Source organism: Hymenobacter polaris, from assembly GCF_012927305.1.
Taxonomy (GTDB): Bacteria; Bacteroidota; Bacteroidia; order Cytophagales; family Hymenobacteraceae; genus Hymenobacter; species Hymenobacter polaris.
Map to the genome: position 1 here is coordinate 1,052,899 of NZ_JABBGH010000001.1, position 16,153 is coordinate 1,069,051.

A 16,153-nucleotide genomic window follows, 5' to 3' on the forward strand; every position below is an offset into this window, starting at 1 on the left:
ACCGAAAGGTCAGCGTAGCTAACGGCCGGGCTTGCCCCCTAGTATCGGGGGCGGCTAGCCCACCGTAGCTTTACCCGAAAAGCGCCCTTTTGGTTCGGTCCCCTACCCTTCAGTCGGCCAACGTGGGCAGGGCATCGGCCAAGCGGGACCTTAGGGGCCGCGTCCGCGCCCAACCAAGCTGCATCTTTGCGACGCCCCGCCCACCGGCCCACCCAAGCTACGCCGCGCCCGTTCTGGCTCAGCGACGTGGGGCTTCTACTTTTTGCCCGGCCTCAGCCGTATGAACAAGAAAAAAATATTCAACGACCCGGTGTACGGCTTCGTAACCGTGCCCACCGAGCTGCTGTTTGACCTAATAGAACATCCTTATTTTCAGCGGCTACGGCGCATTCAGCAGCTCGGGCTCACGGGCTTCGTGTATCCGGGGGCGCTGCACACGCGCTTCCACCACGCCCTAGGGGCCATGCACCTGATGCAGCTAGCCCTGCGCACGCTCAAAGACAAGGGCGTGCCGATTTCAAGCCGCGAGGGCGAGGCCGCCCAAATAGCTATTCTACTGCACGACGTGGGCCACGGCCCCTTGTCGCACGCTCTAGAAACCAGCATCTTCCAGGATATTCCGCACGAGCAGCTGTCCCTGTTTTTGATGGAGCGGCTCAACGCGGAATTTGGCGGGCGGCTAGGGCTGGCCATTGAGATGTTTCAGGGCAGCTACGCGCGCGAGTTTTTTCACCAGCTCATCAGCTCGCAACTGGACATGGACCGGCTCGACTACCTCAACCGCGACTCGTTCTACACCGGCGTGCAGGAAGGCCGGCCGGGCGCCGACCGCCTCATCAAGATGCTGCAAGTGATGAACGAGCGCTTGGTGCTGGAGGAAAAAGCCGTGTACTCGGTCGAGAATTTCCTGGTGAGCCGCCGGCTGATGTACTGGCAGGTGTATTTGCACAAAACGGTGACCAGCGCCGAGCAAATGGTGATTCGCACCATGCAGCGGGCCCGCGACTTGGCCCGCGCCGGCGTGCCGGTGCCGGGTAGCTCGTGCCTCACGTTCTTTCTGGGCCGCGCCGTAACCCTAGGCGACTTCGAAACCGACCCCAGCATCCTCAATCATTTTGTGGAGCTGGACGATACCGATATCTGGTCGGCCATCAAAAGCTGGAAAAGCCACGCCGACCCAGTGCTGAGCTTCCTGGCCAAGAGCCTCATCAACCGCCAGTTGTTCAAAATCGTCATCAGCCCCGACCCCTACGACGAGGAGTTCCAGCTCGGCATCGTAGAGCTGATTGCCGAGCGCTTCGGGCTAGCCACCGACGACGCGCGCGAGCTGATGATAACCGGCCGCCTGAGCAACACCGCCTACGACGCCGGCAGCAACGACACAATTAACATTCTCACCAAAGCCGGCAAAGTGGTGAACGTGACGGAAGCCTCGGACCTGCCCAACATCCAGGCCCTCAGCCAGAAAGTGCAGAAGTTTTACATTTGCTATCCCAAGGAAATTCTGCGGGATTAAGCGGTAAATCCAACCTGCCATCACCTTGCGAATGCAGCTCGAACCCTGGCTTCATCAGCTATAAGCAGCTGATAATCTTCATTTTTTGTGGCGGCCGCTACCGGTTGTGGCTTTTTGGCAGAGTTGAGCCAGCGAATGAGCTTGCCGTTCTGAAAGTAATACCGGTTTTCCGTAAGCTCGGCTTTTTTCAGGTCGAAAGCTTCAGGGTCGCCGTTGTTGCGAGCGGTTTTTTTATCGTAGTAAATCGGCCGATTATAGCGGTAGAGGGAGCTTAGGGCAAAAAACACCTGGCCGTTGTGGTAATAATAGTGGGCTTCCCGTTTGCCCATCTCCTCGTAGTGCACAACGGCCAGAAGTTTCATCTCTTTCCCCTCATAATAAGCCGTCCCCTGCCCACCTTCCCCAGATTCTCCATCTAAACTAATCGAACGAGTTTTGTAGGTGGCCCGGTTGCTCGAGATGCGCTGGTATTGGGTCTGAATGGCAGCAGTTGCTGCGGTAGTTGCCTGCCCGCAGCCAACCTCAGCCTTCACCGACCCTAGAAGCAGCAATAGTAGTACACGGTGGTTCAGCATAGCGATAGCAAATAGAAGCATCCGTCCATTCCTACGGCCGGCAGCAACTGTCTGCTTGGCGGTTTACACACTACGCCGCAGGGCATTGTTGCCAGGCACTACCTAGGGGCGAACTTCTTGCGCAGCTCCATTATTTGGGCCTTGAACTTATGGTCCGAGTCAATCAGGTCCGATACCGTTTGCACCGAGTGGATGACCGTGGCGTGGTCGCGGCCACCGAAGTGGAAGCCGATGGTTTTGAGCGAGTGACTGGTAAACTCCTTGGTGAAGTACATGGCCACCTGCCGGGCCGTCACAATTTCCTTCTTGCGGGTTTTTTCCTTCAGTAAGCCCACCGCCACGCCGAAATAGTCGGCCACCGTTTTCTGAATAAAGTCAACGTTTACTTCAGCCTCCACCTCTTCAATGATGTGGCGCAGGGCCTGCTTGGCCATTTCCAGGTCGATGTCGCGGCGGTTGAGGCTGCTCTGGGCCATCAGCGACACCAGCACGCCTTCCAGCTCGCGCACGTTGGTGGGCACCGAATGCGCCAGGTACTCCACCACCTGCGGCGTGATTTCCATGCCGCTCTGCTCGGCCTTATTTTGGATGATGGCGATGCGCGTCTCGAAGTCGGGGCTTTGCACGTCGGCCGTCAAGCCCCACTTGAAGCGCGAGAGCAGGCGGTCTTCCAGGCCGCTGAGCTCGCGCGGGGGCCGGTCGCTAGTCATGATAATCTGGCGGCCGCCCTGGTGCAAGTGGTTGAAGATGTGGAAGAACATCTCCTGCGTCTTACCCTTGTTGGCCAGAAACTGCACGTCGTCCAGAATCAGCACGTCCACCAGCAGGTAGAAGTTGGCGAAGTCCTGCACGGCGTTGCGCTGCAAGCTCTCGATGAACTGGTTGGTGAACTTCTCGGCCGACACATAGAGCACGAACTTCTCGGCGTTGGTGACCTTGATGTGGTTGCCGATGGCCTGCACGAGATGGGTTTTGCCCAAACCCACGCCGCCGTACACCATCAGCGGGTTGAAGGCCGTGGTGCCGGGCTTGTTGGCCACCGCGAGGCCCGCCGAGCGCGCCAGCCGGTTGCAGTCGCCCTCCACGTAGTTCTCAAACGTGTAGGAGTCGTTGAGCTGCGAGGGCACGATGTTGCGGTCCATCGTTTTGGCCGCATCGAAGGGGTTGCGCAGGGTGACGGCCGGGGCGGCCACGGCGGCCGCCGCCCCGCTGCCGGCCGCGCCCGCGTAGCCACGGGCGGGCGCGCCGCCGGCGCGCGGCGGCACGGCCGGCGCCCCGGTACCGGTGTAGCCGCGGGCAGGGCCCGGCGCGGCGGCGGGGGTACCGGGGGCTGCCTTGCGGGCGGGTGGCAGGTGCATGGCCCTAGGGGGTGCCTGGGCGTTGCCCTGGTCCACCACCACGCTGTACTCCAGGCGCCCCTCGGGGCCTAGTTCCTGGTAAATGGCTCGCTTTAACTCTTCTACGTACTGCTCCTCCAAGTATTCGTAGAAGTATACGCTCGGCACCTGGATGGTGAGGACTTTGCCTTGCAGCTCGACCGGCACGATGGGCATGAACCAGGTGCGGAAACTTTGCTCGCCCACTTCGGCGCGAATCACGCGCAGGCAGTTAGCCCAAACGGAGCGAAAATCCTGCGACATGTGAAGTGAAAAAATAGCGCTTCGGGCCCGCTGGCCCGCCCGGCGAAAAAGAACCCCAAACCCGACCGGCCGGGCTTGGGGGGAACAAATTTGCGCATAAACCAGCAGACAAAAAAGCCGGCAAATCCTTGCGTATATCGGCCGGCTAGCAGGTAGCGCCCACGGGCAGCACCAGCGCCCCGGTGGCCCGCACCGGCTGGGCGCCGCGCCGCAGCTCGTAGTCGATACGGCCCAGGTTAATGCCCGACCAGCCCACCTGGTTGATGAGCGTGACGTGGCCGGCCGGCCCCGTAATGGGCTCGGGCGCCGGCATAAACGTGTGGGTGTGCCCCCCCAAAATCAGGTCGATGCCGCCGACCTGGGCGGCGAGCTTGCGGTCGTCTATTTTTTCACCTTCGTACTTGTAGCCGAGGTGCGAGAGGCAAATAACCATGTCGCAGCGCTCCTGCTGCCGTAGCTGCTGCACCTGGGCCTGGGCCACCGCCACGGGGTCGCGGTACTGGGTGGCGCCGAAGTTCTTGTCGGCCACCAGCCCCTTCAGTTCGATGCCCAGGCCAAACACGCCAATGCGCGCGCCCGCCTTCTCAAACACCTTGTACGGCGCGAAGCGGCCGGCCAGCGGCGTGCCGCCAAAGTCGTAGTTGGCGATGAGAAAGGGAAAGCCGGCGTTGGGCAGTTGCTTTTGCAGGCCCGCCAGGCCGTTGTCGAAGTCGTGGTTGCCGAAGGTGCTGGCGTCGTACTTCATGCGGCTCATGAGCTTGTACTCCAGCTCGCCTCCGAAGAAGTTGAAGTACGGCGTGCCCTGCCAGATGTCGCCCGAGTCGAGCAGCAGCACGTGCGGCTCCTGGGCCCGCACGCTGTTGATGAGGGCCTCGCGCCGGGCCATGCCCCCTAGGCCCGCCCACTGCGGCGCCGAGTCGGGAAAGGGCTCGATGCGCGAGTGCATGTCGTTGGTGTGCAGGATAACCAGGCGAGCCGGACCGCTAGCCGCTTCGGCTACCAAACTGGGCCCCAGCACCCCTAGGGCCGCTGTGCCCAGCAAAGACTGTTGAAGAAAATGACGACGCTTCATCGCAAGTTTAGCGGGTTTAATGGAGGCGCGGGCACCAAAAGTTAAGCAGTAGGCTTCGACCAAATTTTCCCTACTAGCGCGCCGACGCCAACAAGGCCAGCCAGCATCCCAGTCAGTTGCATCACGTCGGCAAACCGCCAGTGCATGATTTTGAATAAGGCGCCCACCACTACTAGGAGTAGGCTGACAAGAAATAGCAGCGGCAGAAGGTTTCTTTTTATAGTCAATCAGGCAGGAAAACACTATGGCGGCTACTTTACCCGGCCTTCGACCTGGGCCGTAACGGGCTGGCCGGCGGCGGTGAGGGCCTTGATATGGTCGACGATAACGGTGCGCAGCAACAGGCCGGTGTGGCGCAGCGGGGCCGCTTTGAGAAACTCCATGTGGTCGCCGCCCCCGGCCAGGTAGTCGGAAAGGGCGATGGTGTAGGTGCGGACGGGGTCGAAGGGCTGGCCGCCGATGCGAATGTCCACGGGGCGCTTATCGGGGCCTACGGTATAGGTGGCGCCCGACACGGCCATGCGCACGGGGGCCGCGTAGTCGAACAGCTGCTGCACCACCGGGCCGGGCGCGTCGAGCACGATTAACTCGTTCTCGAAGGGCATCAACTCGAACACGTTACCGAGGGTAATGGGGCCGGCGGGCAGCTCCGTGCGGATGCCGCCATTGGTCATCACGCCCAGGTCGATGGGCTGGCCGGTGGCTTTGGCGGCGGCGGTGCGCTGCAAGTCGGCCATGAAATTGCCCAGCGGGTTTTCGCCAGCATGTTTGGTGAGGGCCACCGGCGCCGTGCCCAGCACGGTGCTCATCTGCTTTTCTACCTGCTCGTGGAAGGGCTGGATGTAGGCGGCCGCGCCGGCATCGGGAACGATGGCGCGGCCCACCGGCTGGCTAGTAGTGGGCGCCAGCCGGGCCGTGGCCTGCAGCGGGCCGCGCTGGCAGGCCACCGCCAGCACGCTCAACCCCACCGTGCTAACTAGCACCAACCAATACCTTGAAGCAGAAACAGTCATACGCATAGCCGGGTGAAACGCCGTCCCCATTGCCACAAAGATACTGGCGGCCTGCCCCTGGGCCAGCGGGGAAGGCTGGGGCCGGCGGGCAGCCCCGGCGGCGGGCGGGTGGCCCTGGGGGCGCCGGGGGTATGCAGCGGCCGGGGTAACTTGCAGCCCCCGCTGCTGCGGGGCGCACCGCCGTTTCTCATGCCCGATTCTCCTCCGACCCCACCCGTTTCGTTTCCCGAGTTTGCTCCCCTAGGGGCCGCCCAGTGGCAGGCGCAGCTAACCCGCGAGCTAAAAGGCGCCGACCCCGCCCGCCTGCGCTGGGAGCTGCCCGGCGGCGTGGTAGCCGAGCCCTACCACACCCGCGAGGCCTGGGCCGCCCTAGGGGGGCCGCCCGCCCCGCTGCCCCCGCGCCCCGCGCCCTGCCGCAACGTGGTGGAGCTGCCCGTGCCCGACGGCACCGATGGCCGCCTGCAAATAGCCCTGGGGGCCGATGCGCTAGCCCGCGGGGCGGGGGGGCTGCACTTCATCTTGCGGGGCGACCCCGCCACCTTCGCCTTTTCCGAGCTGGCCGAGCAGCTGCCGCTGGCCACCACCTGGCTGGGCTTCACGGTGCTGCAAGGGCCCGATGCCCTGCTCGAGCGCCTAGCCCAGGCGAGTGGCGGGCAGCCGCTGCAGGGGTTTTTGCGCTACCTGCCGCCGGCCGTGCCCGAGGGGGCCGAGCTGCAGCCCTACCGGGCCGCGCTGCGGCGCTGCGTGGCGCTGGCCCGCCCCTGGCCCGCCTTTTCGGCGCTCGCCATCAACGGCATGTACTTTGGCAACCGCGGGGCTACCCTGCCCCAGCAAATCGGCTTTGCCCTGAGCATTGCGGCCACCCTGCTGGCCGAGCTGCCCAGCACCGACGCTGGCCTCGACGTGGCCGATGTGGCGCGGGCCCTGCACCTCGACGTGGCCATCGGCACCAGCTTCTTCCCAGAAATAGCCCGGCTGCGCGCTACCCGCCGGCTGTGGGCCACGCTGCTGCACAGCTTTGGGCTGCCGCCCGCGCTGGCCCTGGCGCTGCCCATTCACGCCACCACCAGCACCTGGCACCAAACTACCCTCGACCCCCACACCAACCTGCTGCGCCACACCACCGAGGCCATGAGCGCCGTGCTGGGCGGCGCCGACTCGGTGCAGGTGGCGGCGTTCGACTGCCTCTACCAGGCGCCCAACGAGTTTAGCGCCCGCCTGGCCCGCAACGCCCCGATTATACTGCTCGACGAAAGCCACCTCGACTGGGTGGCCGACCCGGCGGCGGGCTCGTACTTCGTAGAAACGCTGACCGACGAGCTGGCCCGCGCCGGCTGGCTGGAGTTTCAGGCCCAGGAGGCCCTAGGCGGCATGCTGCAGGCGCGGGGCCGCGCCCTAGAGGCCGTGAGCCAGGCCGGGCTGGAGCAGTTTAAGCGCATTGCCACCGGGCAAGACGTGGTGGTGGGCACCAACCGCTTCCAAAATCCGCAGGAGAAATTCGATTTCAACCCCAAGCAACTGCTGCGCTCGCGCGAGTTTGACACCACCCGCGCCGCCTACCCCAGCGAGGTGCTGCGCCTGGCCACCGCCCTGCACTTCGAGCGCCGCGCCAACCAGGACAAGGCCGCCGCGCTGGTGCTGCTGGGCGGCCGCTCGGTGAATGAGGACATTGCCGCCGCCTTCTGGCATCTGCTGCACCCCGGCGCTCGCCCCACCGACCCGGCCCCCACCCCCGAGGGCATCACGCCCGAGAGCTACTCGGTACTGTTTTCAACCCCCGAGGAGGCCATCCTCATGTACGCCACCCCCGCGCAGTTCGAGCACCTGGCGCGGGTGGTGCAGCAGGTGCCCGCCAGCCACGTGTTCGACATTCCGTCTATTGTCAACTCCGACCTGGCTACGCTGCAGGAAGCCGTGCGCGTCTTTGGCCTCAAGGAGTTTGTGGTGGAAGGCCACCGCACCGAGGAGGTACTGGCCCGGCTGCAGGGAAGGTAGCCGTATTTTATTTAGAACGCCAGGCTCATCTAGCGTCCGCTTGTCGAAGCAGCTCTCCCACGCCGTTCAACGATGCGGGAGAGCTGCTTCGACAAGCGGACGCTAGATGAGCATGACAGATATTATTAAACTGAACTAGCTATGCGCCCCGACTTTTCCTCTATCGCCTACGACGCGGCCCGGCTGCCAAGTCCCATTAAGCCGGCCGACTACCCTAGCAGCGGCCCGGCCGTGTACACCGCCGCCGATGCGGCCGGCCTGCCGCACCTGGGCTTCGGGGCGGGCGCGCCGCCCTACCTGCGCGGGCCGTATGCCAGCATGTACACCGTAAGCCCCTGGACCGTAAGGCAGTACGCGGGCTTCTCGACGGCCGAGGAAAGCAACGCCTTTTACCGGCGCAACCTGGCCGGCGGGCAGAAAGGCCTGAGCGTGGCCTTCGACCTGGCTACCCACCGCGGCTACGACTCGGACCACCCTAGGGTGGTGGGCGACGTGGGCAAGGCCGGCGTGGCCATCGACTCGGTGGAGGACATGAAGATTCTCTTCGACCAGATACCCCTCGGGGAGATGTCGGTGAGCATGACCATGAACGGGGCGGTGCTGCCGGTGCTGGCCTTCTACATCGTGGCGGCCGAGGAGCAGGGCGTGCCGCCGGAGAAGCTGTCGGGCACCATTCAGAATGATATTCTGAAGGAGTTCATGGTGCGCAACACCTACATCTACCCGCCCGCGCCCAGCATGCGGCTCATTGCCGACATCTTCAGCTACACGGCCGAGCACATGCCCAAGTTTAACAGCATCAGCATCTCGGGCTACCACATGCACGAGGCCGGCGCCACCGCCGAGCTGGAGCTGGCCTACACCCTGGCCGACGGCTTGCAGTATGTGCGGGCCGGCCTGGCGGCGGGCCTCCAGATTGACGACTTCGCGCCGCGCCTGTCGTTTTTCTGGGGCATCGGCATGAATTTCTTTTTGGAAATTGCCAAGCTGCGCGCCGGCCGCCTGCTGTGGGCCAAGCTCATCAAACAGTTTAACCCCACCAACCCTAAGAGCCTGGCGCTCCGCACCCATTGCCAAACATCGGGCTACTCGCTCACGGCCCAGGACCCGTTTAACAATGTAACGCGCACCACGGTGGAAGCGCTGGCCGCCGCCCTGGGGGGCACCCAGAGCCTGCACACCAACGCCCTCGACGAGGCCCTGGCGCTGCCCACCGACTTCTCGGCCCGCATTGCGCGCAATACCCAATTGTATTTGCAGCACGAAACCGACATTACAAAAGTAGTGGACCCCTGGGGCGGCTCGTACTACGTGGAAAGCCTCACGGCCGACCTCGCCAACCAGGCCTGGGCCCTTATCGAGGAGGTGGAGGCCCTAGGGGGCATGGCCGCCGCCATCGAAACCGGCTTGCCTAAGCTGCGCATTGAGGAAGCCGCCGCCCGCAAGCAGTCGCGCATCGACACCGGCCAGGAGGTAATCGTGGGCGTCAATAAGTACCCCGCCCCCGAGAACGAGGAGCCGCTGGAAGTACTGCAGATTGACAACGATGCCGTGCGCGAAAGCCAGGTGGCGCGCTTGCAGAAAATCAGGGCCGAGCGCGACAACGCCGCCGTACAAGCGGCCCTAGGGGCGCTGCGGGAAGCGGCGGCGGGCAAGTCAAAAGTAAAGACTGATGCGTTAAAGGATGCACCGGCGGCCGCTGAAAACTCGCAGGAGTCAACTCAGAACCTCCTCGCCCTGGCCGTGACCGCCGCCCGCGCCCGCGCCACCCTGGGCGAGATTTCGGATGCGCTGGAAGCAGCCTGGGGACGCCACCAGGCTACCACCCGCACCGTGCAGGGCGTGTATCAGCAAGGCATGCAAGACAACTCGGAGTTTGCCCAGGCCCGGCAGGCGGCCCAGGACTTTGCCGCCGCCCAGGGCCGCCGCCCGCGGATGCTGGTAGCCAAGATGGGCCAGGACGGCCACGACCGCGGCGCCAAAATCATCGCCACCAGCTTTGCCGACGTGGGCTTCGACGTAGACCTGGCTCCCCTCTTCCAAACGCCCGCCGAGGTGGCTCGCCAAGCCGTGGACAACGACGTGCACGTGGTGGGCGTGAGCAGCCTGGCCGCCGGCCACAACACGCTGCTGCCCCAGCTCATCGCGGAACTGCAGCAAGAAGGCCGCCCCGACATTCTGGTTATTGCCGGCGGCGTCATCCCGCCCCAGGACTACCAGCGCCTGCGCGACGCGGGCGTGGCCGGCATCTACGGCCCGGGCACCGTCATCGCCAAGGCCGCGCTGGAGATACTGGAGAAGTTAGAAGATTAGTCTATATAATTACATGCGAGGTTCGCTCAAAAGCGATTATAACCACAACCATACCATGAATCTAATTGAAGCAAGAGAAATCATTGATAATAATTCCGATAAAATAAACTACCAGTCAAGGTATGTTTCCAGTGGCGCCGGCTCAAGTTATTATGAAGCCACAAATCTTAATCAATTAAGAAGAGGGCTATTGAATATTGAACAATTACCATATTTTCAAGATGAAATTAATTCTCTTAAAGAGTCATGGTTATTCAAATCTAAAGATGACACAGAACAAGTAGAATCATCCCTAGATACCAAAGTCTCAAATCTTGTTTACAGAATAAAAATTGGAATCCATTTCTTACAAAAAGCTATAAACGATAATCGCTACTCAACCATTAATGATATTATTTATATAAAGCTTCCAGAAATTAAAAGTTTTGAAACACTATCAAGGTATTCAAACGACCTGAAGAAGGCCATCGAAATACCGGTAGTAGAATCGAATAAGGGAGAAGTTGATATATTAACTGCTGAAAGCGGGTCTATCTGGTTAGTAGTATCTCTGGGAACAGCTTCTGCAGTAAATCTTGTAGCTGGTATCTGTTGGGCTGCTGCTGTCATAAGAAAAAAGCAGGCTGAAGCCAATATTTTCGAGCAACATGCAAAAACTTTAGAATTAAAAAATAACGCTTTAGATATTTTAGTAGAAGCTCAGAAGATACAGATAAACAATATTCTATCTAACGAAGCAGAAGCAATTGCCAACAAGCATTTTGATAGAAAAGAGCCCGAAACTATTGAAAGGCTAAAGCTATCTATCAATACTATATCTGACTTAATTGAGAAAGGGGCTAAAATAATTCCTTCTTCATCAGACTCTGAAGCAAATAAATTATTTCCTGACTATAATAGCCTAAGCTTAATTGAATCTAGTATCAAACAGATTATGAGTAATAATAGATAAGTGTTATTATATTACTCCTGTTCCAATGCCTCACCAGCATAGTAGCCCTCATTTACTGCTACATCGTGTGGCTAAAGATACCGGCCAAGCTGTGTCCGCCGACCAAGACGCTGGCCGGCAACCAAGAATTGTACAACGGATTTCTGGTGGCGGGGCTGGCGTGGGCGCTGCTCATCACCGACCCGCAGTAGCACCGCAATGTGGGCACATTCTTTTTGGGCTGCGTGACGGTGGCGGGGTTCTACGGCGCGGCCACGGCGGGCGTACGCATCCTGCTGGTGCAAACCATGCTGGCCCTAGGGGCACTCTGGCTGGCCTAGGGCCGCACGCAAATCAAAACGGCCGGGTAAGGGTTTAGAGAAGAACTATTCCTTTGCTCATGGACCTCCAACTCACCAATAAAACGGCCCTCGTCACGGGCTCTACGGCCGGCATCGGCCTGGCCATTGCCCAGCGCTTGGCGGCCGAGGGTGCTCGCGTTATCATCACCGGGCGCACCGAAGCGCGCCTCAACGAAGCCAAAGCGGCTATTTTGCAGCAGACACCCCAGGCCGACGTGCGCGGCGTGGCCGTCGATTTTGGCAAGGTGGACGAGGTGAACCGGCTGCTGCAAGCGGTGCCTAGGGTTGATATCCTGGTCAACAACGTGGGCATCTTCGACCCCAAGCCCTTTGCCGAGATACCCGACGCGGAGTGGCTCCACTTCTTCGAGGTGAACGTGCTGAGCGGGGTGCGCCTCGCCCGCCAGTACTTCCCCCTGATGCTGGCAGCTAACTGGGGCCGCATCCTCTTCATCAGCTCCGAGTCGGCGCTGCAGATTCCGGCCGAGATGATACAGTACGGCACGACTAAAACCGCCCAACTGGCCGTGGCCCGCGGCCTGGCCGAGCTAACCAAGGGCACGGGTGTGACGGTGAACTCGGTGCTGCCCGGCCCCACGGCCTCGGAGGGGGTCGAGGGGTTTCTGGAGAAGATGAGCGGCGGCAAATCCCGCGAAGCAGCCGAGAAAGAGTTTTTCGAGCAGGCGCGGCCGTCGTCACTGCTGCAGCGCTTTGCCACCCCGGCCGAAGTGGCTAATATGGTGGCTTACCTATGCAGCCCGCTGGCCTCGGCCACCAACGGCGCCTCGGTGCGCGTGGATGGCGGCGTGGTCAGGAGCATTGGGTAAGTTTATGGGGCGCGGTAAAAGCGCATCTTTGCGGTACTACCGCGCCCTATGTACATCATTAAACCCATCCGCACCGAGGCTGATTACCAAGCTGCGCTGACTCGCGCCAAAGCAATTTCTCAGCCCCAATCCGGCGAGCCGGAGTTTGACGAGTTGGATGTACTTACCACGCTGATTGAGGCTTACGAGGCACGGTATTATCCGACTCTGAAGCCTAATGAAGAACTTGGCGGCTTGCTGCACTGGCTACAAACCTGGTATGTCAGCATGTGTGATGGTGATTGGGAACACAGTTACGGCATTAAACTATTATCCATTGATAATCCCGGTTGGAGCGTAGAGATAAATGTAGAAGCTACGTTGGCTGAAGAAGTTTCCATTGCTTACCAGCTAGTTGAGAAGGCGAAAGATGACTGGTATGGAGTTTCCGTTGAGAAAGCGGTATTTCTGGGCATCGGTGACCCTTCGAAACTAGCGTTTCTGCTAGCTCGCTTTAAACAGCTTATTGAAACTGGTTCGTAACCCCATCTTTGCCACCTATTCGCCTTTTTCGTTGTTACCCATTCAACGAACCCAACGACCGACTTTTGACAACCGACACTACCCCTAGCCTGCCCCACGCCGAGCCCTATGCCATTGAGAAAGAGCTGCGCCGGGTGCAGGCCCTGCTCAAGCTAGAGCAGGAAGAAGACGCCGAGCAGTTCAAGCTCAAGAACGCGAAAGCCAGCATCCAGGAGCGCCAGCAGCGCGGGCTGACCTGGTACCCCGTCACCATTGCCAGCGAGGAAATCGGCTTTGGCGGCAAGGTGGTACTGGAGCTGGAGCGCCCCGCCGGGCAGCAAGGGCTGCACCTGTTTCAGGTGGGTAAGAACGCCAGCTTGTTTGGCAACCTGCCCGGCCGCTCGGCCACCGACCGGCCCACGCTCAGCGGCGTGATTACCAGCGTGCGGCGCAACAAGCTGACGCTGAGCACCAGCAAGGAAGACCTGCCCGACTGGGTGCTGGAAGGCGGCAAGCTGGGCATCGACCTCACCTTTGACGAGGTGAGCTACCGCGAGATGGACTACGCGCTGGGCAAGGTGATGGGCGCCTACGGCGACCGCCTGGCCGACCTGCGCGACATCCTGCTGGGCGCCAAGCCCGCCCGCTTCCGCGCCGAGCGGCCCGACGACGTATTCTACCCTAGCCCCCTCAACAACTCGCAGCAGGCGGCCGTGCGCCACGTGCTGGCGGCCCAGGACGTGGCCATCATCCACGGCCCGCCCGGCACCGGCAAAACCACCACACTGGTGCAGGCCATCCTGGAAACCATCCGGCGCGAGCGGCGGGTGCTGGTGTGCGCCCCCAGCAACACGGCCGTGGATTTACTGACCGAGAAGCTGGCCGAGCGCGGCGTCAATGTCATTCGCATGGGCAACCCCAGCCGGGTGAACGACCTGCTGCTCGACCACACGCTCGACGCCCAGGTGATGGCCCACAAGAGCTACGGCCAACTGCGCTCGATGCGCCAAACCGCCGAGCAGTACCGCGAGCAGGCCGGCAAGTACGTGCGCAGCTTTGGCTGGGAAGAGCGCGAGCAGCGCCGCCTGCTGAAGGAGGAGGCCCGCGCCCTGCACCAGGAGGCCGACGGCCTGGAGCGCCACATCACGGAGGACTTGCTGGAGCAGGTGCAGGTGATAACGTGCACGCTGGTGGGCGCCAGCAACCGCAATATCCGCCACCTCACCTACGAAACCGTGTTTATCGACGAGGCGGCCCAGGCCCTGGAGCCGGGCTGCTGGATACCCATTGCCAAGGCCCAGCGCGTGGTGCTGGCCGGCGACCACCAGCAGCTGCCGCCCACCGTGAAGAGCGACAAGGCCGGCGCCCTGCGCGAAACGCTGTTTGAGAAGTGCATCCGCCGCCAGCCCGCCGTGAGCCGGATGCTCACGGTGCAGTACCGCATGCACGAGCAGATTATGGAGTTTTCGTCGGAGCAGTTCTACGACGGGCGCCTGGTGGCCGACCCCAGCGTGGCCCACGCCGGCCTCGATGCCTACGACCTGGCCTTCGCGCCCGACCTGCCAGTGGAGTTTCTGGACACGGCCGGCTTTGGCATGCAGGAAATCACCATCCCCGAAAGCCGCTCCACGGCCAACCCCGAGGAGGCCGACCTGCTGCTGCGTCGCCTGGCCCAGCTGCTGGAGCCCTACGACCAGGCCGAGCACGAAGCCGACCCGCTCAGCATCGGCGTCATCGCCCCCTACCGCGCCCAGATTAACTACCTCAAGGACGCGGTGGAGGAAAACGACGAGCTGGCCGGCCTGCTGCTGCACCGCCAGCTCAGCGTGGGCACCGTCGATGCCTTCCAGGGCCAGGAGCGCGACATCATCGCCATCAGCCTCACCCGCAGCAACCAAAGCGGTGAAATCGGCTTCCTGAGCGACATCCGCCGCATGAATGTGGCCATGACACGCGCCCGCAAGAAGCTGCTGCTCGTGGGCGACAGCAGTACCCTAGGGGCCCACCCCTTCTACAAGGCCTTCCTCGACTACGTGGAGCGCGTGGGCGGCTACCGCACCGCCTGGGAGCTGCAGGAGTAAACAAACAGAACGTCATGCTGAGCCTGTCGAAGCATCTCTACCGCGTCGTCCAAATGACGTTCGGGAGAGATGCTTCGACAGGCTCAGCATGACGTTCTGTTTGGCGTTTGCTGCTATTTGGTCAACTTATGGCAAGTCCAGCACCGATTCGGTGTGCGGCGCGTCCGATTTCGTATTCACGAAGTGCTTTACCGGGTCGTCGTAGTCGGTCACGATGAGCTGCTTGCCCTTCAGGAGCACTTCCGAGGGCTGGTCGAGGCGGCCACCGCGGCCGTCGGTGTCGCCGTTGCGGGCCAGGATGGTGTGGGCGTTGGTTTTAAGGTCGATGACATCCACCGAGTTGAGGCGGGCGCTCGTCACGTAGGCCTTGTCGGTTTTGCGGTCGATGATGATGCCGTCGATGCAGGGGATTTTGGGGGCAGCCACGGGCAGCACCTCCTGCTTCAGCAGGCGGCCGTCGGGCCCTAGGGTCAGCTTGTGGAAGGTACCGTCGCCGAAGAAGCCGGTGTAGAGGTTACCCTGGCTGTCGTAGTCGAGGCCATCGGCGCCGTTGTCCACGCCGGTTTCGTTGACGGTGGTCGTGAACTGGGCCAGCACGTGCGGGTCCTTGGTTTTGGGCACCAGGTGCAGGGTAGTGCCGGGCTTTAACTCGCTGAGCTGGAACTGCATGATGGCGCTGCCCTTGTCATTGTCGGGCATGTCCCACTGGCTGTCGGTCACGTAGAGCGTATTGCCCTTCCAGACGGTGCCGTTGGCCAGGCCGAACTTATCGACGGCGGTTTCAATCTTCACCGGCTTGCCGCCCCGCATAATCACCCGCATCAGGCGCGACTTGTAGTCCTTGCTATTCTCGTACTGGTTTTCAGCGTAGTATAGGTTACCGTCGGGCCCGAAAGCCAGGTCCATGGGTGCGGCGTGCTTGGTGCTGGGCTCCACGGGTAGGCGGCTCAGGAAGGGCTCGTAGCCGTGGTCGGTGAGCACCACGATGCTGCACGGGTACTTGTTGTCGGCCAGGTTCGGGAACGAGAGCAGCACCCGCCCGTCGGGGGCCAGCGTGAGGCCGTCGGGGGTGTTGAGCGAGTCGGGGAAGGTGGTGATGAGCCGGGGCGTGAGGCCGCGCGTGGCCGTGTCGGCGGTTTCGGCGGCCTGGTCGGTGGCTTGGGCCACTTCTTGTTTCTGCTCGGACTGCTGGGGCCCGCAGGCGGCCAGCAGCCCGGTGCCGGCCAGCAGCGCGGCGGCGTAATACTTGATTTTCATGAGGAAAAGGGAGAAGGGAGTGTCCGGGGCACTACGGCCGGGGCCGCGCCAGAGTTGGCCGCCCGTGCGG

General features: G+C 61.9%; 13 protein-coding genes and 1 pseudogene. 8 read left to right on the forward strand and 6 right to left on the reverse strand.

Features of this window, described 5'->3' with window-relative positions; genetic code table 11:
• Window positions 1-280 precede the first annotated feature (280 nt).
• Window positions 281-1,516 carry an HD domain-containing protein gene (locus HHL22_RS04450; protein ID WP_169529749.1) on the forward strand — a complete coding sequence of 412 codons (1,236 nt, stop codon included), beginning with the start codon at window positions 281-283 and terminating at the stop codon, window positions 1,514-1,516.
• A gap of 20 nt (window positions 1,517-1,536) precedes the next feature.
• On the opposite strand, the gene HHL22_RS04455 is transcribed toward HHL22_RS04450, so the two are convergent.
• The 5 genes from HHL22_RS04455 to HHL22_RS04470 all read right to left on the reverse strand — a co-directional run bounded on the left by HHL22_RS04455 (window position 1,537) and on the right by HHL22_RS04470 (window position 5,816).
• Window positions 1,537-2,091: a hypothetical protein gene (locus HHL22_RS04455; protein WP_169529750.1), complete on the reverse strand. Its 555-nt coding sequence runs from the start codon at window positions 2,089-2,091 to the stop codon at window positions 1,537-1,539.
• 98 nt (window positions 2,092-2,189) lie between these two features.
• Window positions 2,190-3,731, reverse strand: a complete 1,542-nt coding sequence (gene dnaA / locus HHL22_RS04460; RefSeq protein WP_169529751.1) for a chromosomal replication initiator protein DnaA — start codon at window positions 3,729-3,731, stop codon at window positions 2,190-2,192.
• Window positions 3,732-3,876: 145 nt separating this feature from the next.
• Entirely contained in the window at window positions 3,877-4,803 is a 927-nt protein-coding gene (locus HHL22_RS04465) for a bifunctional metallophosphatase/5'-nucleotidase (protein ID WP_169529752.1), read from the reverse strand.
• A 41-nt stretch (window positions 4,804-4,844) separates the two neighbouring features.
• A complete protein-coding gene (locus tag HHL22_RS24450; protein WP_394354448.1) occupies window positions 4,845-4,973 on the reverse strand; it encodes a GldL-related protein in 129 nt (42 codons plus the stop codon).
• 81 nt (window positions 4,974-5,054) lie between these two features.
• The gene (locus tag HHL22_RS04470; protein WP_195809221.1) at window positions 5,055-5,816 is read right to left on the reverse strand and encodes a 5'-nucleotidase C-terminal domain-containing protein; all 762 of its coding nucleotides are present in this window, start codon (window positions 5,814-5,816) and stop codon (window positions 5,055-5,057) included.
• Between the two features lie 189 nt (window positions 5,817-6,005).
• On the opposite strand from HHL22_RS04470, the gene HHL22_RS04475 reads away from it, so the two are divergent.
• The 7 genes and pseudogenes from HHL22_RS04475 (at window position 6,006) to HHL22_RS04510 (ending at window position 14,826) form a co-directional block, all read left to right on the forward strand.
• On the forward strand, window positions 6,006-7,811 hold the full coding sequence (locus tag HHL22_RS04475) for a methylmalonyl-CoA mutase family protein (RefSeq protein WP_169529753.1): 1,806 nt from the start codon (window positions 6,006-6,008) through the stop codon (window positions 7,809-7,811).
• A gap of 141 nt (window positions 7,812-7,952) precedes the next feature.
• A complete protein-coding gene (gene scpA / locus HHL22_RS04480) occupies window positions 7,953-10,124 on the forward strand; it encodes a methylmalonyl-CoA mutase (RefSeq protein WP_169529754.1) in 2,172 nt (723 codons plus the stop codon).
• 55 nt (window positions 10,125-10,179) lie between these two features.
• The gene (locus tag HHL22_RS04485) at window positions 10,180-11,076 is read left to right on the forward strand and encodes a hypothetical protein (protein ID WP_169529755.1); all 897 of its coding nucleotides are present in this window, start codon (window positions 10,180-10,182) and stop codon (window positions 11,074-11,076) included.
• 65 nt (window positions 11,077-11,141) lie between these two features.
• Window positions 11,142-11,396, forward strand: a pseudogene (locus HHL22_RS23915) (DUF1304 domain-containing protein).
• Between the two features lie 59 nt (window positions 11,397-11,455).
• On the forward strand, window positions 11,456-12,244 hold the full coding sequence (locus HHL22_RS04495) for an SDR family NAD(P)-dependent oxidoreductase (protein WP_169529756.1): 789 nt from the start codon (window positions 11,456-11,458) through the stop codon (window positions 12,242-12,244).
• A 48-nt stretch (window positions 12,245-12,292) separates the two neighbouring features.
• A complete protein-coding gene (locus tag HHL22_RS23615) occupies window positions 12,293-12,766 on the forward strand; it encodes an Imm53 family immunity protein (RefSeq protein ID WP_195809222.1) in 474 nt (157 codons plus the stop codon).
• A gap of 65 nt (window positions 12,767-12,831) precedes the next feature.
• Window positions 12,832-14,826: an AAA domain-containing protein gene (locus tag HHL22_RS04510; RefSeq protein ID WP_241737963.1), complete on the forward strand. Its 1,995-nt coding sequence runs from the start codon at window positions 12,832-12,834 to the stop codon at window positions 14,824-14,826.
• Between the two features lie 126 nt (window positions 14,827-14,952).
• On the opposite strand, the gene HHL22_RS04515 is transcribed toward HHL22_RS04510, so the two are convergent.
• A complete protein-coding gene (locus HHL22_RS04515) occupies window positions 14,953-16,083 on the reverse strand; it encodes an SMP-30/gluconolactonase/LRE family protein (RefSeq protein ID WP_169529757.1) in 1,131 nt (376 codons plus the stop codon).
• Window positions 16,084-16,153 lie beyond the last annotated feature (70 nt).

Coding starts and splice junctions, on each gene's coding strand:
- HHL22_RS23615 (WP_195809222.1), top strand. CDS start 12,293: ATGTACATCATTAAACCCATCCGCACCGAGGCTGATTACCAAGCTGCG.
- HHL22_RS04485 (WP_169529755.1), top strand. CDS start 10,180: ATGAATCTAATTGAAGCAAGAGAAATCATTGATAATAATTCCGATAAA.
- HHL22_RS04455 (WP_169529750.1), bottom strand. CDS start 2,091: ATGCTGAACCACCGTGTACTACTATTGCTGCTTCTAGGGTCGGTGAAG.
- HHL22_RS04450 (WP_169529749.1), top strand. CDS start 281: ATGAACAAGAAAAAAATATTCAACGACCCGGTGTACGGCTTCGTAACC.
- HHL22_RS04495 (WP_169529756.1), top strand. CDS start 11,456: ATGGACCTCCAACTCACCAATAAAACGGCCCTCGTCACGGGCTCTACG.
- HHL22_RS04475 (WP_169529753.1), top strand. CDS start 6,006: ATGCCCGATTCTCCTCCGACCCCACCCGTTTCGTTTCCCGAGTTTGCT.
- scpA (WP_169529754.1), top strand. CDS start 7,953: ATGCGCCCCGACTTTTCCTCTATCGCCTACGACGCGGCCCGGCTGCCA.
- HHL22_RS04470 (WP_195809221.1), bottom strand. CDS start 5,816: ATGACTGTTTCTGCTTCAAGGTATTGGTTGGTGCTAGTTAGCACGGTG.
- HHL22_RS04515 (WP_169529757.1), bottom strand. CDS start 16,083: ATGAAAATCAAGTATTACGCCGCCGCGCTGCTGGCCGGCACCGGGCTG.
- HHL22_RS04465 (WP_169529752.1), bottom strand. CDS start 4,803: ATGAAGCGTCGTCATTTTCTTCAACAGTCTTTGCTGGGCACAGCGGCC.
- dnaA (WP_169529751.1), bottom strand. CDS start 3,731: ATGTCGCAGGATTTTCGCTCCGTTTGGGCTAACTGCCTGCGCGTGATT.